This window comes from Caulobacter sp. GW821-FHT11A05 (genome assembly GCF_058809015.1).
In genome coordinates this window covers 189,951-211,266 of sequence record NZ_JBXASF010000005.1, presented here as the reverse complement: position 1 = coordinate 211,266, position 21,316 = coordinate 189,951, and the positions used below count along the sequence as shown (strand labels likewise).

Annotated in this window: 20 protein-coding genes; 8 read left to right on the top strand and 12 right to left on the bottom strand. The window is 69.6% G+C overall.

Annotated elements, in window-relative coordinates; translation table 11 throughout:
- Positions 1-99: 99 nt before the first annotated feature.
- The gene (locus AC1RSK_RS09890) at positions 100-1,491 is read right to left on the bottom strand and encodes a nicotinate phosphoribosyltransferase (protein ID WP_492907335.1); all 1,392 of its coding nucleotides are present in this window, start codon (positions 1,489-1,491) and stop codon (positions 100-102) included.
- Positions 1,492-1,559: 68 nt separating this feature from the next.
- On the bottom strand, positions 1,560-2,597 hold the full coding sequence (locus tag AC1RSK_RS09885; protein ID WP_492907334.1) for a bifunctional nicotinamide-nucleotide adenylyltransferase/Nudix hydroxylase: 1,038 nt from the start codon (positions 2,595-2,597) through the stop codon (positions 1,560-1,562).
- A gap of 171 nt (positions 2,598-2,768) precedes the next feature.
- Here AC1RSK_RS09885 and AC1RSK_RS09880 point away from each other — a divergent pair, with 171 nt between their 5' ends.
- On the top strand, positions 2,769-3,908 hold the full coding sequence (locus AC1RSK_RS09880) for a hypothetical protein (RefSeq protein WP_492907333.1): 1,140 nt from the start codon (positions 2,769-2,771) through the stop codon (positions 3,906-3,908).
- Between the two features lie 46 nt (positions 3,909-3,954).
- A complete protein-coding gene (locus AC1RSK_RS09875; protein WP_492907332.1) occupies positions 3,955-5,091 on the top strand; it encodes a hypothetical protein in 1,137 nt (378 codons plus the stop codon).
- Here the strand turns inward: AC1RSK_RS09875 and AC1RSK_RS09870 are convergent.
- Genes AC1RSK_RS09870 through AC1RSK_RS09860 form a run of 3 tightly spaced genes read right to left on the bottom strand, consistent with a single transcriptional unit; the run spans position 5,048 to position 6,848 of the window.
- Positions 5,048-5,908 (bottom strand): sigma-70 family RNA polymerase sigma factor, encoded by an 861-nt coding sequence (locus AC1RSK_RS09870; RefSeq protein WP_492907331.1) that lies wholly within the window; start codon positions 5,906-5,908, stop codon positions 5,048-5,050. The genes AC1RSK_RS09875 and AC1RSK_RS09870 overlap by 44 nt on opposite strands.
- Positions 5,905-6,459, bottom strand: a complete 555-nt coding sequence (locus AC1RSK_RS09865) for a carboxymuconolactone decarboxylase family protein (protein ID WP_492907330.1) — start codon at positions 6,457-6,459, stop codon at positions 5,905-5,907. Before AC1RSK_RS09865 ends, AC1RSK_RS09870 begins: the two co-directional genes overlap by 4 nt.
- A gap of 2 nt (positions 6,460-6,461) precedes the next feature.
- On the bottom strand, positions 6,462-6,848 hold the full coding sequence (locus AC1RSK_RS09860) for a hypothetical protein (protein WP_492907329.1): 387 nt from the start codon (positions 6,846-6,848) through the stop codon (positions 6,462-6,464).
- Positions 6,849-7,538: 690 nt separating this feature from the next.
- Between AC1RSK_RS09860 and AC1RSK_RS09855 the strand changes: the two genes are divergently transcribed.
- Positions 7,539-8,762: an amino acid permease gene (locus AC1RSK_RS09855; RefSeq protein ID WP_492907328.1), complete on the top strand. Its 1,224-nt coding sequence runs from the start codon at positions 7,539-7,541 to the stop codon at positions 8,760-8,762.
- Between the two features lie 146 nt (positions 8,763-8,908).
- Here the strand turns inward: AC1RSK_RS09855 and AC1RSK_RS09850 are convergent, their stop codons facing one another.
- The 3 genes from AC1RSK_RS09850 to AC1RSK_RS09840 are packed head-to-tail and all read right to left on the bottom strand — an operon-like array spanning position 8,909 to position 11,619.
- On the bottom strand, positions 8,909-10,624 hold the full coding sequence (locus AC1RSK_RS09850) for an N-acyl-D-amino-acid deacylase family protein (protein ID WP_492907327.1): 1,716 nt from the start codon (positions 10,622-10,624) through the stop codon (positions 8,909-8,911).
- Between the two features lie 34 nt (positions 10,625-10,658).
- Positions 10,659-11,354 carry an HAD family hydrolase gene (locus tag AC1RSK_RS09845; protein ID WP_492907326.1) on the bottom strand — a complete coding sequence of 232 codons (696 nt, stop codon included), beginning with the start codon at positions 11,352-11,354 and terminating at the stop codon, positions 10,659-10,661.
- A 22-nt stretch (positions 11,355-11,376) separates the two neighbouring features.
- A complete protein-coding gene (locus AC1RSK_RS09840; protein ID WP_492907325.1) occupies positions 11,377-11,619 on the bottom strand; it encodes a DUF1272 domain-containing protein in 243 nt (80 codons plus the stop codon).
- 85 nt (positions 11,620-11,704) lie between these two features.
- Here AC1RSK_RS09840 and carA point away from each other — a divergent pair, with 85 nt between their 5' ends.
- Together carA and AC1RSK_RS09830 are read left to right on the top strand one after the other, a co-directional pair.
- Entirely contained in the window at positions 11,705-12,868 is a 1,164-nt protein-coding gene (gene carA / locus AC1RSK_RS09835; RefSeq protein ID WP_492907324.1) for a glutamine-hydrolyzing carbamoyl-phosphate synthase small subunit, read from the top strand.
- Between the two features lie 222 nt (positions 12,869-13,090).
- Positions 13,091-14,269: an acetyltransferase domain-containing protein gene (locus AC1RSK_RS09830; protein WP_492907323.1), complete on the top strand. Its 1,179-nt coding sequence runs from the start codon at positions 13,091-13,093 to the stop codon at positions 14,267-14,269.
- Here the strand turns inward: AC1RSK_RS09830 and AC1RSK_RS09825 are convergent.
- Entirely contained in the window at positions 14,256-15,269 is a 1,014-nt protein-coding gene (locus AC1RSK_RS09825) for an AraC family transcriptional regulator (protein WP_492907322.1), read from the bottom strand. The genes AC1RSK_RS09830 and AC1RSK_RS09825 overlap by 14 nt on opposite strands.
- Positions 15,270-15,341: 72 nt before the next feature.
- Between AC1RSK_RS09825 and AC1RSK_RS09820 the strand changes: the two genes are divergently transcribed.
- Positions 15,342-16,169 carry a DUF2306 domain-containing protein gene (locus AC1RSK_RS09820; protein WP_492907321.1) on the top strand — a complete coding sequence of 276 codons (828 nt, stop codon included), beginning with the start codon at positions 15,342-15,344 and terminating at the stop codon, positions 16,167-16,169.
- Here the strand turns inward: AC1RSK_RS09820 and AC1RSK_RS09815 are convergent.
- The 3 genes from AC1RSK_RS09815 to AC1RSK_RS09805 are packed head-to-tail and all read right to left on the bottom strand — an operon-like array spanning position 16,166 to position 17,426.
- The gene (locus AC1RSK_RS09815) at positions 16,166-16,561 is read right to left on the bottom strand and encodes a hypothetical protein (protein WP_492907320.1); all 396 of its coding nucleotides are present in this window, start codon (positions 16,559-16,561) and stop codon (positions 16,166-16,168) included. The genes AC1RSK_RS09820 and AC1RSK_RS09815 overlap by 4 nt on opposite strands.
- Positions 16,558-17,016: an SRPBCC domain-containing protein gene (locus tag AC1RSK_RS09810; protein WP_492907319.1), complete on the bottom strand. Its 459-nt coding sequence runs from the start codon at positions 17,014-17,016 to the stop codon at positions 16,558-16,560. The genes AC1RSK_RS09815 and AC1RSK_RS09810 overlap by 4 nt, the downstream gene beginning before the upstream one ends.
- On the bottom strand, positions 17,013-17,426 hold the full coding sequence (locus AC1RSK_RS09805) for a cupin domain-containing protein (RefSeq protein ID WP_492907318.1): 414 nt from the start codon (positions 17,424-17,426) through the stop codon (positions 17,013-17,015). The genes AC1RSK_RS09810 and AC1RSK_RS09805 overlap by 4 nt, the downstream gene beginning before the upstream one ends.
- Positions 17,427-17,606: 180 nt before the next feature.
- On the opposite strand from AC1RSK_RS09805, the gene carB reads away from it, so the two are divergent.
- Together carB and AC1RSK_RS09795 are read left to right on the top strand one after the other, a co-directional pair.
- Positions 17,607-20,897 carry a carbamoyl-phosphate synthase large subunit gene (gene carB / locus AC1RSK_RS09800; RefSeq protein ID WP_492907317.1) on the top strand — a complete coding sequence of 1,097 codons (3,291 nt, stop codon included), beginning with the start codon at positions 17,607-17,609 and terminating at the stop codon, positions 20,895-20,897.
- 3 nt (positions 20,898-20,900) lie between these two features.
- Positions 20,901-21,263 (top strand): nuclear transport factor 2-like protein, encoded by a 363-nt coding sequence (locus AC1RSK_RS09795; protein WP_492907316.1) that lies wholly within the window; start codon positions 20,901-20,903, stop codon positions 21,261-21,263.
- Positions 21,264-21,316: the final 53 nt, after the last annotated feature.

The window sequence follows — 21,316 nt, the reverse complement described above, 5'->3', positions numbered from 1 at the left end:
GAGACTATGCGCTGAGAGGCCAAACCGGCGGGAAGTGGTGACCCAGTGCCCCACCCGGCGCGCAACGCGCGCCTACCCTCCCCAATTCGGGGAGGGAGGTTATTCGCTCGCCGCCATCGTCGCCCGCACCTCCGCCAACGTCCGGTCGACCAGCAGCTCCCCATTCCGGAACACCGGAACCAGCAGGTTCTCGCCGCCCTCCAGCGGCGCGAACCGCTCCCCATCGACCGCCACGGTCTTCCAGCCGGCGTCATCACGCCCCAGCCCCAACAGCCCCTTCTTCGACCGCTTGCCGGTGTCGGTGACCGGGTCCTTGAAGACGTCGCGCCATGCCCCGCCGACCTGCGCCGCCGAGGTCTTGTAGGCGAACTTCTGGGTGTCGCGGTTGAGCTGCTGCAAGAGCGCCCCGCCCATGCCGAAGGCGATGTTGCTGGCGCTGAACCCGTCCCCCGTGATCCGCTCCAGGATGGCGGCGATGCTGACCGGGTTGACCCCGTCGCCCTGGATCACCCGCACGGTGTTGAGCACCTTGAAGCCCTTGCTGTTCACCGTCGTCCCGAACCGCTCGGCCAGCAGCCGCAGGGTCTTGGCCACCACCGTCACCGGATCGCCGCTGTCGGGCCGCACCACCAGGGTGGCGCCGCTGTCGATGACCTGCTGCTTCAGGGCCTCGCCCCAGAGCTGTTCGATGGCCGCGTAGAGGTCGTAGCTGTCCGATACGACAGCGTATATTCCGCCTGGCTTGCCGAACGCGGCGACCATGTTGGCGTAGGCGTCGGCCTCGTGCTCGCGGCCCCAGCTGGTGATGGTGCTGTGCTCGGCGGCCGGGATCGAGAAGCCGGCCATCGGCTCGTGGTACCAGCGCCGCGCCCCGACGATGGCCGACAGGGTGTCGCTGCCCTGGAAGCTGACCAGGTGGGCGAGGCCGCCGATCGCCGCCGACTGCTCGCTCGACACGCCGCGCGCCCCGAAGTCGTGCAGCTTGAAGGGCAGCTCGGCCATGGGATCGTCGGCCGTCCGTTCCAGCGCCGCCTTGATGATCTGGCGCACGTGGTAGCTGATCGTCGCCACCGTGATCGGGTACCAGACCCGCAGCAGGGCGGTCTCGGCATAGCTGGTGATCCACGGAAGCGACGGGTCGGTGTTGACCACCGTCATCAAGGGTTGATGCACCGGCACGACCGAACCCTCGGCCACGGCCCGCACCTCCAGCGGCAGGTAGCCGCCATGGACATCGACGATCCGCTCCCAGCCGGCCCGGTTGAACGGCATGCCGTGGGTCCTAAGCAACTCCTCGGCCTCATCGATATCCGCCGCTGTAATGGCGGTCTGGAACTCAGCCTTCAGGATCGCCTGCAGGCCGAAGAAGACCGTGCTCGGATAGTCGCCGCCGCGGCTTTCGACGTACGAGAACACCCGCTCCGTACCCGGCGGATACTGCAGGTAGTGGCTGGTCTTGTAGCTGTCGGTGTTGAGGATCGGATTGATCATGACGGGAAGCTCCTTCGCGTCGTTGAAGGCCGCGGGGGTCTATCCCCCTGGCCGGTGAAGCCCCGGCGTCAGCTGGCGCCGAGGAAGCGTTCGAGGATGAAGTAGTGGTCCTCGAAGAGGTGGCCGCGCATGCCCATCACCTCGGCGACCGGCAGCCAGCGGGCCCGCGCCGCGTCGTCCGAGCCGCGCACGGCCGGCAGCGGGCCGGTGGGGAAGTCGAAGTGGAAGGCGTGGGTGATGGTCCGCCCCCGCATCGAGCGGTCGGGATAGTCGAACACCGCCTGGCCCTTGAGGCCGCCGCGCAGCACGGGCTCGGGCAGCTTCAGCCGGGTCTCCTCGCGCAGCTCGCGGATGGCGGCGGCCAGCAGGGTCTCGTCCTGGTTCACGAAGCCGCCGGGCAGGGCCCACAGCCCCTTGCCAGGCTGCGAGCGGCGCTTGATCAGCAGCACATGGCCCGAGTGGACGACCACGGCGTCGGCGGTGACGAAGGTCGGCGGATAGGGCGCGACGGCCCAGATCTTCTTGTAGTCGATGACATGGCGCCACTCGTCGGCGATCTGGGAAAAGGCGGCGGTGCGGCGGAAGGCCTGCAGGGTCTCGAACACCGCCGGCGGCACATTGGCCTCCAGCAGCCGCCCGCCGCCGGCGTCATCGGCGAAGACATGCTCGCGCAGCTCGGTCGCCGACAGCATGGCCACCTGGTCGACGTCGACCAGGTCCCATTGCGGAAAGGCGTGCAGGTAGTAGCTGGAGGCGTCCTTCTCATGACCGATCAACCCAACCGTCGCAGGCCCCTCATGGCCGGTCTCGGCGATCGCGGCGGCGACCTGGGCCTGCACCTCGGCGACCCAGGCGGTCTCGTTGTAGAGGTGGTCGATCAGGGGACGGATCGTAAGGCGGTCGGCGTCCTCGCCCATGGCGGCGCGAATCATCACCGCCCGCTCCTGATAGGTCCAGGGATTGCGGGCGCTGCGCGGCGCGTCGGCCGAGCCGATCAGCACGATGGCCCGCCGGCCCAGTTCCAGCGCCCGGCGCAGGACGGCGTGATGGCCAAGATGGAAGGGTTCGAACCGCCCGATGTAGGCGATGAAATCACGGTGCGGCATGAGGCTCCCTCAGCGCTGGCGTTGGCGTCCGGTCTCCCCGGACGAAGGGAGGCTAGACCCGGCTGGGTGAACGAACAATGGAGGCGGCGCGAAAAATGTCGCGGCTCGCGCGGTTGCGGGGACAGGGCGGCTGGCCGTATCGTCCCGTCCTTGTTCCGGGGGATTTCCGATATGCGCGCTGTCCTGTTGCTGGCGGCCGGCTTGGCCGGTCTGACCACGCCGGTCTCGGCCCAGACCAATCTCACCCAGGCCAGCCGCGGCTACACCTATTTCCATCGCGCCGGCGCGGACATCGACAGCCACGACGCGGCCGTGAAGGCCTGCGTCGACAGCGCCTCGCGCGCCGCCCAGACCGACCCCCATTCGATGGGCTCGGGCGACTGGGTCATCGACGCGGTGACCCCGGCGCTGGTCAGCGGCATCGCCAAGGGCGTCAACACCAACGCCGACGCCGCCAATGTCGAGAATTGCATGGTCGTGCGCGGCTGGAACGTGGTCGGCCTCGACGCCAACGAGGGCGCGGCGCTCGCCAAACTGCCGGCCGACCAGCAGCGGGCCGGGCTGGCGCCGTGGGTGGGCGCCGCCCAGCCACACGGGACGGTGTTACGGCGGTACGGCAATGACCTGGTGAGGGCGGCCACGAAGTTCGAAGGCCGTCCCGGCGGTCTCGACAAGCTGTCGCTCAGCATCACCACGGTGGGCCAGATGCCCGACGCCGGCCGGCCCCGCGTACCGCGCCCCGGCGTCGCACGGTTGATTCAGGCCGGCCGGGTCGCCGACGCCATCCCTGCCGCCGACATCGGTAATGTCGGCCCGGGCGAGACGGTGATTGTCTTCCGAATGACGTCCGTGGGCGGCATCGAGTTCACCGGCATCCACCTGACCCTCGGCGACGGCATGTTCACCCAGGGCGGCAGCCGCATCGCCATCCACCAGCCGATCAGCACCATCTGGGAGAAGAAGACCGAGGAGTTGCTGGTCTTCCGAGTGCCGGCTGGCCGCTGGCGGATGGAAAAACTCTATTCGCGGGTCGACATTCAATCCTCCCTCACCCTCTGCCTCGGTTCGCCGGCCTTCGAGTTGGCCGAGGGCGAGGCGGTGTTCGGCGGATCAATCGCCATCAAGGGCGATGGCCGCTTCACGCCCCTCATGGACATGGAACCTGCGCGCCGGTTGCTGACCGCCAATCCCGCCCTCGCTGGGCGCCTGAAGCCCGCCGCCTGGGTCAACGGCACGACGGCGCCCTGCGGCAACGACAGCTATCAGTATGCGCTGGAAGTTCCCGGCGCCCCGGCTGCCCCGGCCCCCTGAGCGGCCGTTGGCGGCTTAGGAAGAATCGGCCGCTAGTCTTCCCGCCATGACCGCCCTGGACGCCCGCCCGGCCAGCGACCGCCGCCCCGCCCTCGCCGCCCTGGCGCTCGGCTCGCTGGCGATGATCGTCACCGGCCTGCAGCCGCTGCTGCTCAGCGAACTGGCTGGCGCCGGGCGGCTGTCCCCGGATCTGGTTCATCCGGTGGCGATCGGCGAACTCCTCGCCATGGCGCTCAGCGTCGCGGTCTGCGCCCTGGTCCTGAAGCCCGAGCGCCTGCGGCTGTGGGCGGCCGGCGGGGCGCTGGTCTGCGTTCTGGCCGGGATCGGCGCCCTCTTTGCCCGCGACGGCCAGTTCTTCGCCCTGCGCGGCCTCGGCGGCCTGGCCGGCGGGGTGCTGATCTGGATCACCGTCGGGATGATCGCCCGGAAGCCAAAGCCCGAGCCCTGGGCGGCCGCCTTCTTCCTCATTCAGTCGGCCGGGCAGGTGTTCGCGGCCGCCCTGGCCTCAGCGCTGGGTCCTGCCGGCGGCGTCTTCTTCGCGGCCGTCCTGTCGGGTCTCTGCCTGCTGGTCGCGCCGCTGCTCAATCGGTCCATGGAAGACCTGGCGCAGGCCGGCGACCGACGGCCGGACCGCCGGGGACTGCTGGGCCTGACAGCCCTGTTCCTCTACTTCGCGGCCAATTCCGCCCTCTGGTTCAAGATGCGCGACCTCGCCGCCGCCCAGGGGCTGGAGGCGGTCAGCGGCCTGGTGGTGCTGACCACGCTCGGGGCCCAGATGCTGGGAGCCATGGCGGCGGTGTCGCTGGCCGGGCGGATGAGCCTGCGGCGACTGTTTGGCCTCGTGGTCCTGTGCCTGCTGCTGGCCTGCCTGGCCCTGGCCTTCAGGCCGCCGGCCCCGCTGTTCGTCGCCGCCTTCGGCCTGCTGGCCTTCGCCGCCCTGCTGCTGGGCGCCAGCCTGTTCGGCGTCCTGCACGGGGCCGACTCCAGCCGCCGCGCCGGGGCGGTCAGCCCGACGGCGCAGTTCCTGGCGGCGGCGCTTGGACCCTTGGCCGGGATGGCGGTCGCCAGCCTCGGCGGCCTGTCGGCCGTGCTGGCGCTGAGCCCGGTCTTGGCCCTGGCGGCGCTGGCCTGCGCCCACCTCAGCCTGCCGAAAGGTGCGCCAGCTTCTCCGGATTGCGGATGATGTAGATGGCCCCGAGCAGGCCCTCGGCGTTGCACTCGAAGGCCATGGTGGTCAGGCCGTCGGAGTTCTTCATGATCAGGCCGGGCAGGCCGTTGATGCGGGCCGGCCGCATGTTCTCGACCGTCGGCAGGGCGCCGCGCCAGGCCAGCCCCTTGAGCAGGGCCAGCACATCCTCGCGCCCGACCATCGGCCGCAGGGCGGCGGGCCGCTTGCCGCCGCCGTCGGAGATCAGCACCGCGTCCTCGGCCAGCAGCTCGCCCAGCGCCGTGAAGTCCTGGCTGGCCGAGGCGTCCATGAAGGCGGCGGCCAGGCGCATGGCCTGGTCCTGCGGCACGCTGTAGCGCGGCCGGGCCTCCTTCAGGTGACCGCGGGCCCGCGAGGCCAGCTGCCGGCAGGCGGCCTCGTCGCGGCCAAGCGTCGTCGCCACCTCGCCATAGTCCTGGTCGAAGACGTCGTGCAGCAGGAACACCGCCCGCTCCAGGGGCGAGAGGCGCTCCAGGGCCAGCAGGAAGGCGACCGAGACGTCCTCGGCCCGCTCCAGCGGATCGCTGAGCTCCTCCTCGATCAGCGGCTCGGGCAGCCAGGGGCCGACATAGGTCTCCCGCCGGGCGCGGGCCGACTTCAGCCGGTCCAGGCACAGCCGGGTGGTGGTCTGGGTCAGCCAGGCGCCGGCGTCGAGCGCCGTGTCGCCGGAGCGGTCCCAGCGCAGCCAGGCGTCCTGCACCACATCCTCCGCCTCGCTGACCGAGCCGAGCATGCGGTAGGCCAGCCGCTTGAGGCGGGGGCGCTGGGCTTCGAAGGCGGCGACGTCACTCATGCAGCCAGAACTTCCGGACGGTGGAACGGAACGGGGGCGCCGGAGACGGTGACCCGCGAGCAGGTTTTCGCATGTCCCAGGCCGAATTTCACGGTCGGATAGATGCGGCCGACGGTGATGGCCAGCGACAGGTCGACGACGGCCTTCTTGCCCCACAGCGTCTCGATGACCTCGCGGATCTCGTCGGCGGCCGGGCCGTCGTGGTCGAGCACGGCGCGGGCGAAGCGGTAGCCGAGCGCCGCCGCCTCGCTCATCGACGCGCAGTCGCCGGCCAGGATGGCGCGCAGCACGGCCGGATCGACGCCGCTCTTCTCGGCGATGTCGACGCCGATCTGGGTGCAGGGGCCGCAGTCCTCGCGCAGGGTGGCCAGGATGCCGGCGGCGCTGAGGGCGTCGCGCGGGGCGGCGTCGCCGTGGCCCAGGCTGGCGACGAAGCCGAAGCGCATGAAGCGCCACCAGCCGGCGTCGAGCAGGTCGCGCATATAGCTTGCGTCGTAGCCCCACTGCTTCTCGAAGCGGGAAATGTAGCGGGCGAAATAGGCCTTGAGCATGATCAGACTCCTTTGGCGGGACGGTTGAGGAAGGCGATGGCGCCGGCGATCAGCGGCGGCAGGTAGACGCCCGGCAGGTCGCGCAGAAAGGCCTGCAGCGGGCCGGGCCCGCAGGCGTTGTCGACCACATGGATGCCGGCGTGGAGGGCGAGGAAGGTCGCGCCGAGCACCAGGGCCGGCCAGCCCTGGACCGGGCGCCAGGCGAACCAAGCCAGGCCGCCGGCCACGGTCAGGTAGGCCATGCCGATGTCGCGGACGAAGTGCGGGTTGAAGAGGCCAGTCAGCGGCACGCCCGGCACGGCGTCGTACCAGGCCTGCGGGAAGCTGAGCATCCACAGGCCATTGGCGGCCAGCAGCAGGGCGAGGATGGCGGCGATCCAGCGGGTCATGAGCAGCTCCGTTTGTGATGTGACGAGGCGACGGCCACGACTGTGACACGGCCGCCAAAATTCCAAGCTCTCCCCCCGCGTCGCGGGGGGGACAGTCGCGATGGCGACCGCCGGCCAAGACAAGGTCAGCCGCCGTGAGAGGTCCCTTCTCCCCTTGCGGGAGAAGGTGGCCCGAAGGGCCGGATGAGGGGTCGATAGCTCTTTCAGCCGCTATGAGGCGGCGACGACAGGCTGTGTCGAAGGCCGGTGAGCCCCCTCAACCGGCGCTTCGCGCCACCTTCTCCCGCGAGGGGAGAAGGGAGACCCGAGGCGAACTCACCAACCTCCCGTCGCGGCCATACGCGCTTGGCCGCCCCGCAAGCGAGGGGAGAGTTTCGGAGCGGGCCGCCCAACATGAATATGTCTAGACATATTCCAAACGCCCGAATCTGGGCCCTTGCAATCTGCGGCGCCGCGTAGCCCGGGGCGGGCGCATTCCGGGCCACGTTCGCAGACGGTCGACCCACACTCCGGGCTACGCTCCAGGCCACATTCGCCGACACCCGATCAACCCGAAAGGCACATGAAAACAATCGGCTAGGCGCCGCCCCGCGGTGGACGCCCGGAAACGCGCTATAATGGTAGCCCGCTTCGATAAGCGGCGCGGCCCGCCCCGTTGACCCCCGATCGTCGAAATGCGGAACTCCCGCCATGAGCCAGCCAGAACCCCGCCGCATCGGCCCCCTGCTCGCGACCCTGCTGGTCGCGGGCAACATGATCGGGTCGGGACTCTATCTGCTGCCCGCTTCGCTCGCCGATGTCGGCAGCTCCAGCCTGCTGGCCTGGCTGATCGCCGCCGGCGGGGCGCTGGCCATCGCCGGGGTGTTCGCCATCCTCGGCCGCTTGAGGCCCGAGGCCGACGGGGTGCTCGACTATCCCCGCGCCGCCCTGCATCCGGCCACCGGGCCGGTGGCCTGGGCCGCCTACTGGGTCAGCGGCTGGGCCGGCAACGTCGCCATCGCCCTGGCGGCGGTGGGCTATCTGGCCAGCCTGTTCCCGGTGCTCGGCGGCCTGACGCTGGTCACCCTGCTCGCCGTCATGTGGCTGTTCGTGGCCTTGAACATGCTGGGCGCGCGGGGCGTCGCCGGGTTCGGCGGCATCAGCCTGGCGCTGGGCCTGATCCCGGTCCTCGCCGCCACCGTCCTGGGTCTCCTCCATTTCAATCCCGACCTCTTCGTCCAGGCCTGGAACCCCTCGGCCAAGCCGCTGACCCAGACCCTGCCGCCGACCGTGGTGCTGGTCTTCTGGGCCTTCCTGGGCCTGGAGAGCGCCAACGCCGCCGCCGCCAAGGTGCGCGATCCGGCCCGCGACCTGCCCCGGGCGGCCCTGCTCGGCGTCGGGCTGGCGGCGCTCGTCTACGTCCTGGCCTGCGTCGCCGTGCAGGGGGTGCTGAGCCCCGCCGAGCTGAAGGCCTCCTCCGCCCCCTTCGCCGACGTCGTCACCCGATTGGCCGGGCCGATCGCCGGGGCCGTCATCGCCGCCTGCGCGGCCCTGAAGGCCAGCGGCACCCTGGCCGGCTGGATCCTGGTCACCGCCGAGACCGGCCGGGCCGGGGGGGCGGCGGGCTATCTGCCCAAGATCCTCTCCGAGGCCGATCCGGCCGTCACCCCGCGCCGGGGCCTGATCCTGACCGGGGTGCTGATGACCCTGGCCGCCTTGGCCACCATCTCCCCGGCCATCAGCGCCCAGTTCAACCTGCTGATCGGCCTGTCGGTGGCCCTGTTCATGCTGGTCTACGGCCTGGCCGCCCTGGCCCTGATCCGCGAAGCCCGGGCCATCGCCGATCCGAAAAAGCGCCTCGCCGCCCGCGCCGTCGCCGTGCTCGCCCTGGTCTTCAGCGCCTGGATCGTCGTCGTCTGGGTGGGGACCTTCTAGCGACACCAAGCGCTGTCATCCTCCGGCCGCGCAGCGGACCGGGGGACCCATGGCGGCTCTGGAAGGACTCCCAGGAGTCTTCACGCGGAAGGATGGGTCCCCCGGTCCGCCCTTCGGGCGGCCGGAGGATGACAGGGGAAGGAGGGTTACCAGCTCCAGGCCTTGGCGCTCTTGCGGCAGCCGCCGTCGGCCCAACCCTTCCAGGCCCGGCCGCGCACGAAGCGGCCGCCCAGCGCCCCCGTCGGCTCGCCATCAGCCAACGACACCACGCCGTTGACCACCACCTCGGAGACGCCGGTCGCGTACTGGCGCGGCCTGTCATAGGTGGCGTGGTCGCCGACCGTGGCCGGATCGAAGACCACCACATCGGCGTGGTAGCCGACCTTCAACAGCCCCCGGTCGTGGAGGCCAAGGTTGTGGGCCGGCAGGGCGGCCAGCCGGCGCACCGCCTCGGGCAGGGTCAGGCTCTTCTCCTCGCGCGCGTACTTGCCCAGCACCCGGGCGAAGTTGCCGTAGGCGCGCGGGTGGGTGGAAGACTTGAGGAACACCCCCTCGGGGGCCAGGGCGGCGGCGTCGGAGCCGAAGCTCATCCACGGCAGGGCCGTCTGGCGTTTGACGTTCTCCTCGCTCATCAGGAAGTAGACCACCTGCACCCGGCTGCCGTCAGCGATGACCAGGTCGATCATGGCGTCCTCGGGCGAGACGCCCTTCTCCCTGGCGTAGTCGGCCAGGGTGCGGCCCGTCAGGGGCTTCAATGCCTCGGTGCGGAAGCCGACCATGATGGTCCCCTCGGCCCCGGCGTGGCGGTAGAGGTTCTCGTAGGGGCTCTTCGGATCGCGCATCTCGGCGATGACCCTGGCCCGGGTGGCCGGCTCCTTCAGCCGGGCGATCCAGGCCTCGCGGCCGCCGGCCTGGACCCAGGGCGGCATGGCGGCGTCGAAGCCGGTCGAGCCCGCCGTGTAGGTGTACATGTTGGCGCTGATCCGCAGGCCGGCGGCGCGGGCCGCCTCGATGTGGGCGATGGCGGGGTCCAGCTTGTCCCAGTTGGTCTTGCCGGCCGCCTTCAGGTGCCAGATCTCGCCCGGCGCGCCGGAGCGGCGGGAGATGTCGATCAGCTCGTCGACACCGTCGAGCAGCCGGTCGCTCTCATAGCGCATGTGGCTGACGTAGATGCCGCCGCAGCGGCCGGCCTCGGAAGCCAGGGCGACCAGCTCGTCGGTCTCGGCATAGCTTCCGGGCGCGTAGATCAGCGACGAGCCGACCCCCAGCGCCCCCTCCTCCATGGCCTGGACGACCAGGCCGCGCATGGCGACCAGCTGCGCCGCGTTGGGGTCGACATCGCCCTCGCCGAGCACATAGGTCCGCGCCGTCTCGGCCCCGATCATCGAGGCGACGTTGGGCCCGACGCCCTTCTTTTCCAGCATCTCCAGATAGCCGCCGAGCGTCTTCCAGCTGACCGGATATTTGATGTCGCCCTGCCGCTCGACTTCCTGGGCGATCATGGCTTCGTTCCACGGCCCCATCGAGGAGCCCTCGCCCATCACCTCCAGGGTCACCCCCTGCTTGAGGTCCGACAGGCCCCGGCCGTCGGCGATCAGGCTTTCGGTGGCCCAGGACAGCATGTTGATGAAGCCCGGCGACACCGCCTTGCCGCTGGCGTCGATCTCCCGGGTTCCGCGCCCGGAGACCTTGCCGACTTTGACGATGCGATCGCCGTCGATGGCGACGTCACCCCGATAGGGCGCCCCGCCGGAGCCATCGTAGATCGTCCCGCCGCGCACGACGAGGTCGTAGGTCGGGCCGGCTGACGGGCTGGCGCAGGACAGCAGCAGCAGGGCGGCAAGCGGGATCAGGCGTTTCAAGGCGACCTCCGGGGAAGGCGGCCAGCTTACAGACCTAGCTGATCTCCGCCAGCCAGCCCGGCAGGTCGGCCAGGGTCCCCAGTTCGCGGTAGCGGGGATGGTCCTTGGGCGCCGTCGCCGCCTCATGGGCCCAGACCAGCGGATAGGGAATCAGCGCCGCCCAGGCGCCGGCCTCCAGCGCCGGGATGATGTCGGACTTCACCGAGTTGCCGGCCATGACCGCCTCGGCGGCGCCGGTGCCATGGCGGGAGAAGACCCGCTCGTAGGTGCCGCGGTCCTTCTCGCTGACGATCTCGACGGCGGCGAACAGGTCGCCGAGGCCGGAGGCCGCCAGCTTCTGTTCCTGGTGCAGCAGGTCGCCCTTGGTGATCAGCACCAGGCGGTATTGCTCCGACAGCTGGGCCAGGGCGGTCTCGACCCCGGGCAGAGGCTCGACCGGCTCGGTCAGCATCTCGCGGCCGGCGGCGAGGAGTTCGCGGATCACCCGGGTGGGGACCTCGCCGTCGGTGATCTCGATGGCCGTCTCGATCATCGACAGGGTGAAGCCCTTCACGCCATAGCCGTAGAGGCGAAGGTTGCGCTGCTCGGCTTCGGCCAGGCGGGACTGCAGCGTCTCTTCGTCGGCATGGGGCTCGAGCAGGGCCACGAACCGCGCGTGGGTCAGGCGGAACAGGGTCTCGTTGTGCCAGAGGGTGTCGTCGGCATCGAGGCCGACCGTGGTGATGCGCATGGGGTGTTACTACCCGATTCCCTTAAGCGCAGGCCGCGTGGCCCTTGAGCACCCGCTCCGTCGATCCCGGCGCCTTCACCAGCAGCGCCGTCGGCCGCACCGGACGCGCCACCAGCCCGCCGCCGCAGTTGGGGCAGACGCCGCCGAAACGGTCCGCCGCGCAGGCTTCGCAGAAGGTGCATTCGAAGGTGCAGATCATCGCGCCGGGGCCGTCCGGGGCCAGATCACCATCACAGCATTCGCAGTTTGGCCGAAGTTGGAGCATACCGCCCTCCGATAGCGTTTGACCCGAGGGGTTCGACTCACTACCAACGCGCCCGTTTGTCCAGCCACCCCGGAGCACCACGCCCATGACCGACCTTCTTCCCGGCGTCACCGGCGTTCTGGTTCTCGCCGACGGCACGGTCCTGCAGGGGATCGGGGTCGGGGCCACGGGCGACGCGGTCGGCGAGGTCTGCTTCAACACCGCCATGACCGGCTACCAGGAGATCCTCACCGATCCCTCCTACATGGCCCAGATCGTCGCCTTCACCTTCCCCCACATGGGCAACACCGGGACCAACAGCGAAGACCTGGAACAGATCAGCGGCGCGTCCGAGACCGCCGCCCGCGGGGCCATCTTCCGCGATACGCCGACCGAGCCGGCGAACTGGCGGGCCAACGCCACCCTGAACGACTGGATGACGCGGCGCGGCGTCATCGGCCTGGCCGGGGTCGACACCCGCAGCCTGACCAAGCTGATCCGCGAGAAGGGCATGCCGCACGCGGTCATCGCCCACAGCCCGACCGGCGACTTCGACATCCCCGCCCTGCAGGCCAAGGCCGCCGAATGGTCGGGGCTGGTCGGCCTGGACCTGGCCAAGGACGCCACCACCCGCCAGACCTTCACCTGGGACGAGACCCGCTGGGACTGGGAAGGCGGCTACGACAAACTCGAGACCCCAAAGTACGAGGTCGTGGTCGTCGACTATGGGGTCAAGCGCAACATCCTGCGCAGCCTGGCCTCCATCGGGGCCCGCGCCACCGTCGTGCCGGCCGACACCAGCGCCGAGGACATCCTGGCCCGCAAACCGGACGGGGTGCTGCTGTCCAACGGTCCGGGCGACCCGGCGGCGACCGGCGTCTATGCCGTGCCGGAGATCCAGAAGCTGGTGAACAGCGGCACGCCGGTGTTCGGCATCTGCCTGGGCCACCAGATGCTGGCCCGGGCGCTGGGCGCGAGCACGGTGAAGATGGACCAGGGCCACCACGGGGCCAACCACCCCGTGAAGGACCTGACCACCGGCAAGGTCGAGATCGTCTCGATGAACCACGGCTTCACCGTCGACCGCGACAGCCTGCCGGCCGCCGTCACCGAGACCCACGTCTCCCTGTTCGACGGCACCAACGCCGGCCTCGCCCTGACCGACAAGCCGGTGTTCAGCGTGCAACACCACCCGGAAGCCTCGCCGGGGCCGACGGACAGCCTGTATCTGTTCGAGCGCTTCGCCGGGCTGATGGACAAGGCGAAGTAGAGTTCCAGGTTCCTCCCCCTCTTGGGGGAGGTGGCAGCGGCGAAGCCGCTGACGGAGGGGGTCACCGCGGACGTTCGCGACGACGCTGACCCAACCGCCAGTGGGGACCCCCTCCACCCCGCGCTTCGCGCGCGGTCCCCCTCCCCCGAAAGGGGGAGGAACTCTATTGCCCGACCTCACGCGCATGGCCAAAATCACCGTTCTCTGGGGAGAGGGCGGACCATGACCGAACCCGTGACCACCGGCGAACCGCCCGCCAAGCAACGCCTCGCCTCCATCGACATGCTGCGCGGGGCGGTCATCGTGCTGATGGCCCTCGACCATGTGCGGGACTTCTTTCACGACAAGGCCTGGATCATGGACCCGCTGGATCCGGCGAAGACCGATCTGGCCCTCTATCTGACCCGCTGGGTGACACACTTCTGCGCCCCGACCTTTGTCCTGCTGGCCGGAATGAGCGCCTTCCTGCAGGGCTACAACGGCCGGGACACCAAGGCCCTGTCCTGGTTCCTGGTTTCGCGGGGCCTGTGGCTGATCCTGCTGGAGCTGACGCTGATCAACTTCGGCTGGAACTTCAACATTCCGGGGTTCGCCCTGATCATCATCTGGGCCATCGGCGTCTCGATGATCGTGCTGGCCGGCCTGGTCTGGCTGCCGACGCGCGCCGTGCTGGCCATCGGGGCGGCGATGATCCTGCTGCACAACCTGCTCGACCCGATCAAGGCCCAGCAGCTGGGGGACCTCGGCCCCTGGTGGATGATCCTGCACCAGCCGGGGTGGAACGGCTTCGTCTTCGTCTCCTATCCGCTGATCCCGTGGATTGGGGTGATGGCCTTCGGCTACGGCCTGGGTCCGATGTTCCAGATGGAACCGGACAGGCGGGCTCGCCTGCTGACCCTGCTGGGTCTGGGCATGATCGTCGCCTTCGCGGTGCTGCGAGGCTTCAACCTCTATGGCAATCCCGGTCTCTGGAGCGATCAGCCAGGTGTGCTGCGCGACGGGTTCTCACTGTTCAACGTCTCCAAATACCCGCCCTCGCTCGACTATCTGCTGATCACCCTGGGCCCGGCGCTGATGCTGCTGCCGCATCTGGAGAAGGCCAAAGGCTGGTTCGCCGACGTGCTGCTGGTCTACGGCCGCGCCCCGCTGGCCTTCTATGTGCTGCACATCTTCCTCGGCCACGCCCTGATGCTGGGCGTGGGGTTGGCGACCGGCTACCCGGCCGACATCTTCCTCGGCTTCATGGCCAACCCCGGAGCGCTGATCGAGAGCGGCTGGGGCCATCCGTTGTGGGTGGTCTATCTGGTCTGGGCCATCGTCCTGGTGGCCCTCTATCCGGTCTGCCGCTGGTGGGGCGAGCTCAAGCGTCGGCGGCGCGACTGGTGGCTCAGCTACCTCTGACCGACTTCGGGCTGGTCCCCGTCCAGCGCTTGAACGCCCGTGAAAAAGCCGCCGGGTCTGAAAACCCCAGCAGGTAGGCGGTCTCGTTGACCGAGGCGCCCTGCTCCCTGAGGTATTCCAGCGCCAGGCGGTGGCGCAGGCCGTCGAGCACCTGCTCGAAGCGGGTCCCCTCGGCGCGCAGCTGGCGGTAGAGCCGCTGGCGGCTGATCTTCAGGGCGTCGGCGACCGCGTCCATGCCGGGCTGGCCGGCGCGGATCATCGACGTGAGCACGCCCTCGACCCGGCCCCGAGCCGACTTGGAGCTGTCGAGATCGGCCAGCTGGGCCTGGGCCCGCTCGGTGAGCAGGTCGCCGGCGTAGTCAGGCAGCAGGCCGACCGGGAGGCCCAGCATGCGGCCGTCGACCAGGAAGCCGTTGCGGCGGCTGCCAAACACCACCGGAACCTTGAAAACACGCTCGAACTCGGCGGCATAGGCCGGGGCCGGGAAGGTGAAGTGAGCCTCCTTCAGGGTGTCGGGCTGGCCGTGGCGACGCGGGCCGCAGACCAGCTGGGCGAGGGCCGACTCGGTCAGCTCCGGGAAGGTGTCGGGGTTCAGGCGGGCGTCGACCACCCAGATTCCCTGGCGATCGCGGACCAGCTGGAAGCGTTCGCCGTTGCCGCCGTTGCGGGTCTCGACGATCAGCCGCACGAACTGGTTCAGCCGGGTGAAGCCGCCGATCATGTCCGGCGCCGCCTGGCTGATCAGCCCGACGATGGAGACCTTCGAGATGTCGACCTGCTCGCCGTAATGCAGGGCCAGGGCCGGATCGCCGGTCAGGGCCTTGGCGGCGCGGACCAGGGCGACATAGCCGCTGAACGGCGCCCGGCCGGCCGGATCGCTCAGCACGGCCGGATCCAGACCGCTGGCGGCCAGCAGCGCCTCGCGATCGGCGCCCTTGGCGACCGCGAAGTCCAGCAGACCGCGCGCGAAGCCGGCGCCGACGGTGAATTCCGCGGTCATGCTTTTGATGCCTGGCGTCATGTCCAAGTGCGGCCCGATGGATAGCCTCGCGAAGAGTAGAGGACCATAGTCTTGACCCTTGCCATTGCCGTTCCGCGTTCCCGCGTCTCCCCCGACCAACTCCTGGTCCGCACCGCCGGCGTCTGGCTGGCCGTCGCCCTGGTTGGCCAGTGGGCCTTCCTGACCTACATCGCCGGCTTCTACGGGCCCACGACGCTCAGCGGCGACTTCGAGGCCTGGACCCGCAACAAGATGCTGGATAACGCCTACCGGCCGGACGATCTGATCGGCAACCTGACCTTCGGGGCCCACGCCCTGCTGGCCGGAGTGATCGCCTTTGGCGGGGCGCTGCAGGTGATGCCCCAGGTCCGGGCCCGCTGGCCAAGGTTCCACCGCTGGAACGGGCGGCTGTTCCTGGTTACGGCCGTGTCGCTGAGCCTGACGGGGTTGGGGCTGATCTGGCTGCGGTCGCCCGAGCCGGCGAAGCTGGGCAGCTGGGCGATCACCGGCAACGCGGTGCTGATCCTGGCCTTCGCGGGCCTCGCCTACAGGACCGCGCGGGGCCGGGATTTCGTCAGCCATCGGCGCTGGGCGCTGCGGCTCTACCTGGTCTCCAACGCCCAGTGGTTCACCCGGGTCGGCTTCGTGGTCTGGATGATGTTCAGCCGGGGGATCGGGCTGAAAGGCGTCAACGGCACGGCCTTCCTGATCTGGACCTTCGGCTGCTACCTGCTGCCGCTGGCGGTGCTGGAGCTCTATCTGCGGGCCCGCGACAGCGGCAGCGGCGCGGTCAAGCTGACGGCCGCCTGGGTGCTGGGATTCTTTACCCTGCTGATGGCCATCGGTGCAGTGATCTTTTCGTTCGTCTCGATCCGCATCGCCAACGGCGGGACGATCTAAAGCCGATCGACCAGCTTGCGCGGCGCCAGGGCCCGGTAGCTGGCCTCGATCAGCCCCGCGACCTCGTCCCAGTCGGTGGCCGCCTCCAGCCGCAACCCGACGATGTCGGCGAACCAGACCGGCCGGAAGAAGGGCGCCTGCGCATAGTGCAGCGGATCGAAGCCGGCGATCGTCGAGCGGAAGGTCAGCACGGTCAGCGGCCCCGCCGAGCCCGCCGCCTTGGCGTAGGCCGGCGGCCAGCCGTCCTCGATGCGCACCACATGGGCGAAGGTTTCCTTGCGGATGCGCCAGCGCGTCCCGGTCCAGGCGGGTTCCTCATGCGCCTCGGGCAAGCCCAGGCAGATGGCGCGCAGGGCGGAGACGATCTCCGGTTCCGGCTGGGGCCGGCTCACGCGACGAACCTTGCCAGGTTCTCCAGGCTGGAGGCGATGCCCTCCTGGTGATCGGCCTCGCTGATCGCCGGCGAGACGTTCTCGCAGACCGAGGTCACCCGCGTCGCGTCGCCTTCGGGCGTGAAGGTGGTGGTGACGGTCATCGGCTCGGCGAAGGCCGGATCGGCGGACTCGAAGGTCACCCGCTCGACGATACGGCGGTTCGGGACCAGTTCGAGGTAGGTGGCTTCGAAGATGTCGGCCGCGCCGCCGGACTTTCCGGCGACCGAGGCGTCCTCGTAGACGAAGGCCATGCGGTAGCCACCGCCTTCACGTGGGTCGAAGCGATAAATCTCGGCCCGCATGCCTTGCGGCGGGCGCCAGGCGGCGACGGCCTCGGCGTTCAGGTGGGCGGCGTAGAGGCGCCCGGGCGGCGCCGCGATCAGCCGCTCGCCCCGGTCCGTCCGCCCGGTCACGGCTCCTTCCGCACCGTGTTCGCCTTCCCCTCCGGCGTCTGGTCGATGACCAGCAGCACCACCGGCTGCTTTCCCAGCGCCGTGCCCGTATGCCACTGGTCGCGGGCCTCGACGATGGTGGCGCCGGGCTTGAACTCGACGGCCGTGCCGGTGTCGAGGTTGCGGACCTGGATGCTGCCGGACTCGACGTAGGCATAGCGCTGGAAGGGATGCTTATGGACCGGCAGGCTGGCGCCGGCGGGAATCGTCACCCGGCTGACGGTCAGGGTCAGCGGACCCTCCGCCAGCAGAATCGGCTGTCCGGTGTTGGTCGTCGTGTAGGTCCCCAGCACATGCGCCTCGGGGGCCTGGGCGACCGCCGGCAGCGCCGCGGCAAGGGTCAGGACGGCGGCGAAGGCGGCGGTTTTCATGGTGTTGTCTCCTGTCCCGATCCTCCCCCAGGGCCACGGGCCCGACAAGGGGGAGGAATGGGGTTGCCCTACCCCCCTCCCCTCTCTAAACGGGCGCCTTAGCCTGAATAAGAAACCACAGGGGGACGGGCGCGCATCGGCGCGACCGCCCCTGTGCGCGACTGGAACAAAAGAACCGCAATGCCCAAACGCACCGACATCAAGTCCATCCTGATCATCGGCGCCGGCCCCATCGTCATCGGCCAGGCCTGCGAGTTCGACTATTCGGGGGTGCAGGCCTGCAAGGCGCTGCGGGCCGAGGGCTACCGGATCATCCTGGTCAACTCCAACCCCGCCACCATCATGACCGATCCGGACGTGGCGGATGCGACCTACATCGAGCCCATCACGCCCCAGATGGTCGCCAAGATCATCGAGAAGGAGCGGCCTGACGCCCTGCTGCCGACCATGGGCGGCCAGACGGCGCTGAACACCGCCCTCGCCCTCGAATCCATGGGGGTGCTGGAAAAGTTCGGGGTCGAGATGATCGGCGCGAAAGCCGACGTCATCGACAAGGCCGAGGACCGCCAGAAATTCCGCGACGCCATGGACCACCTGGGTCTGGAATCGCCCAAGTCCCACGCCGCCCATACCATGGATGAAGCGCTGGCCGGCCTCGACTTCGTCGGCCTGCCGGCCATCATCCGGCCGAGCTTCACCCTGGCCGGCACCGGCGGCGGCATCGCCTACAATGTCGAGGAATTCCGCGAGATCGTCGAGCGCGGCCTCGACCTGTCCCCCACCACCGAGGTCCTCATCGAGGAGAGCGTGCTGGGCTGGAAGGAGTATGAGATGGAGGTCGTCCGCGACAAGGCGGACAACTGCATCATCGTCTGCTCCATCGAGAACATCGACCCGATGGGCGTCCATACCGGCGATTCAATTACGGTCGCCCCGGCCCTGACCCTGACCGACAAGGAATACCAGCGCATGCGGGCGGCCAGCATCGCCGTGCTGCGCGAGATCGGGGTGGAGACCGGCGGCTCGAACGTGCAGTTCGCCGTCAACCCCGCCGACGGCCGGATGGTCGTCATCGAGATGAACCCGCGGGTCTCGCGCTCTTCGGCGCTGGCCTCGAAGGCCACCGGTTTCCCGATCGCCAAAATCGCCGCCAAGCTGGCGGTCGGCTATACCCTCGACGAGCTGGACAATGACATCACCGGCGGGGCGATGCCGGCCAGTTTCGAGCCCAGCATCGACTATGTGGTCACCAAGATCCCGCGCTTCGCCTTCGAGAAGTACCCGGGGTCGGAGCCGCATCTGACCACCAGCATGAAGTCGGTCGGCGAGGTCATGGCCATCGGCCGCACCTTCGCCGAGAGCCTGCAGAAGGCCCTGCGCGGGCTGGAGACGGGCCTGACCGGCCTCGATGAGATCGACATCCCCGGAACCGACGATCCGGACAACGCCCACGCCGCCGTCCTGCGCGCCCTGGCCAAGCCGACGCCCGAGCGGCTGCTGGTCATCGCCCAGGCCTTCCGCCACGGCCTGACGGTGGAAGAGGTCAACCTCGCCTGTTCCTACGAGCCCTGGTTCCTGCGCCAGATCCAGGATCTGGTCCGCGAAGAGGGCCTGGTCCGGGCCGGCGGCCTGCCGGCCGCGCAAGGCCTGCGCCGCCTCAAGGCCAAGGGCTTCTCCGACGCCCGCCTGGCCAAGCTGACCGACATGACCGAGATGGAGGTGCGGGCCCGCCGCCACGCCCTCGACGTGCGGCCGGTGTTCAAGCGCATCGACACCTGCGCCGGCGAGTTCGCCGCCACCACCCCCTACATGTACTCGACCTACGAGACCGGGGCGCTGGGCCAGGCGCCGGACTGCGAGTCCGCCCCCTCTGACCGGAAGAAGGCGATTATCCTCGGCGGCGGTCCCAACCGCATCGGCCAGGGCATCGAGTTCGACTACTGCTGCTGCCACGCCGCCTTCGCGCTGGACGAGATCGGCGTCGAGTCGATCATGGTCAACTGCAACCCCGAGACCGTCTCGACCGACTACGACACCTCCGACCGCCTCTACTTCGAGCCGCTGACGGCCGAGGACGTGCTGGAGCTGATCGCCGTCGAGCAATCGAACGGCACCCTGCTCGGCGTCATCGTCCAGTTCGGCGGCCAGACGCCGCTGAAGCTGGCCCATCCGCTGGAGCAGGCCGGGGTGCCGATCCTCGGCACCAGCCCCGACGCCATCGACCTGGCCGAAGACCGCGAGCGCTTCCAGCAGCTGCTCCACAAGCTCAACATCGCCCAGCCGCGCAATTCGCTGGCCCGCAGCGCCGAACAGGCCATCGCCGCCGCCGACGAGGTCGGCTTCCCGGTGGTCATCCGGCCGTCCTACGTGCTCGGCGGCCGGGGCATGGAGATCGTCCACGACCACGCCCAGCTGGAGCGCTACATCGCCACCGCCGTGCAGGTCAGCGGCGACAGCCCGGTGCTGATCGACCAGTACCTGAGCCGCGCCACCGAGGTCGATGTCGACGCCCTGTGCGACGGCAAGGACGTCTTCGTCGCCGGGGTGATGGAGCATATCGAGGAGGCCGGGGTGCACTCTGGCGACTCGGCCTGCTCCCTGCCGCCCTTCTCGCTGACCAAGGAAACCATCGCTGAGCTCAAGCGCCAGACCACGGAAATGGCATTGGCCCTCAACGTCCGCGGCCTGATGAACGTGCAGTTCGCCATCGAGGAGCCGCTGGGCCCGAGCCCGCGCATCTACGTCCTGGAAGTGAACCCCCGGGCCAGCCGCACCGTGCCCTTCGTCGCCAAGGCCGTCGGCTTCCCGGTCGCCGCCATCGCCGCCAAGCTGATGGCCGGCGTGCCGCTGGCCAGCTTCGGCCTCGTCCAGGGCGAGCCCGACCACATCGCCGTCAAGGAAGCGGTCTTCCCGTTCGCGCGGTTCCCGGGCGTCGACACCATCCTCGGCCCCGAGATGCGCTCGACCGGCGAGGTCATGGGCCTCGACTGGAAGCGCGACGGCGAGGCCGACCTGGCGCCGGCGTTTGCACGTGCGTTCGCCAAGAGCCAGCTGGGCGGCGGCGTCGAGCTGCCGCGGGCCGGCTGCGCCTTCGTCTCGGTGCGCGACGCCGACAAGGGCATGATCCTCGAGCCGGTGAAGACCTTGCTGGCCTCCGGCTTCCGGGTGCTGGCGACGAGCGGCACCTGCGCCTGGCTCAAGGAGCAGGGCGTCGAGGTCGAGTTCGTCCGCAAGGTTCTGGAGGGCCGGCCGCACATCGTCGACGCCATGAAGAACGGCGAGGTGCAGCTGGTCATCAACACCACCGAGGGCAAGCAGTCCCTGGCCGACAGCTTCGAGATCCGCCGCACCGCCCTGATGATGAAGATCCCCTACTACACCACCGCCGCCGGCGCGGCGGCGGCGGCCCAGGCCATCGCCACGGCCCCAACCGAAGCGCTGGATGTGCGGCCGCTGCAGAGCTACGCGTAGCCCATGCCCACCCCCGCCCGCTTCGCCGAGTTCGTCGCCACCGTCGAGGCCGGCCGTTATGTCGAGGCCATCGAGCGATTCTACGCCCCGCACGCCTCGATGCAGGAGAACATGGGCCGCTCGATCATCGGCCGCGACGCCCTGGCCGACAACGAAGAGGCCGCCCTGCGCCGCAGCAAGATCGTCTGCGTGCCGGGCTCGGTGGCGCTGCTCGGCGGCGACCGCAGCGCCGTCAACTGGGTGTTCGAGATCACCCCCCACGGCGGCGAACCCCGCACCCTCAACGAGATCGCCTGGCAGCGCTGGGAGGGCGAGTTCATCGTCGAGGAGCGGTTCTACTACGACCCGGCGCAGATGGCCGGCTGAACCCCTTGCTTACGCCGTAAAACACCCTAGGTTCCCGACCACACCCAGGAACC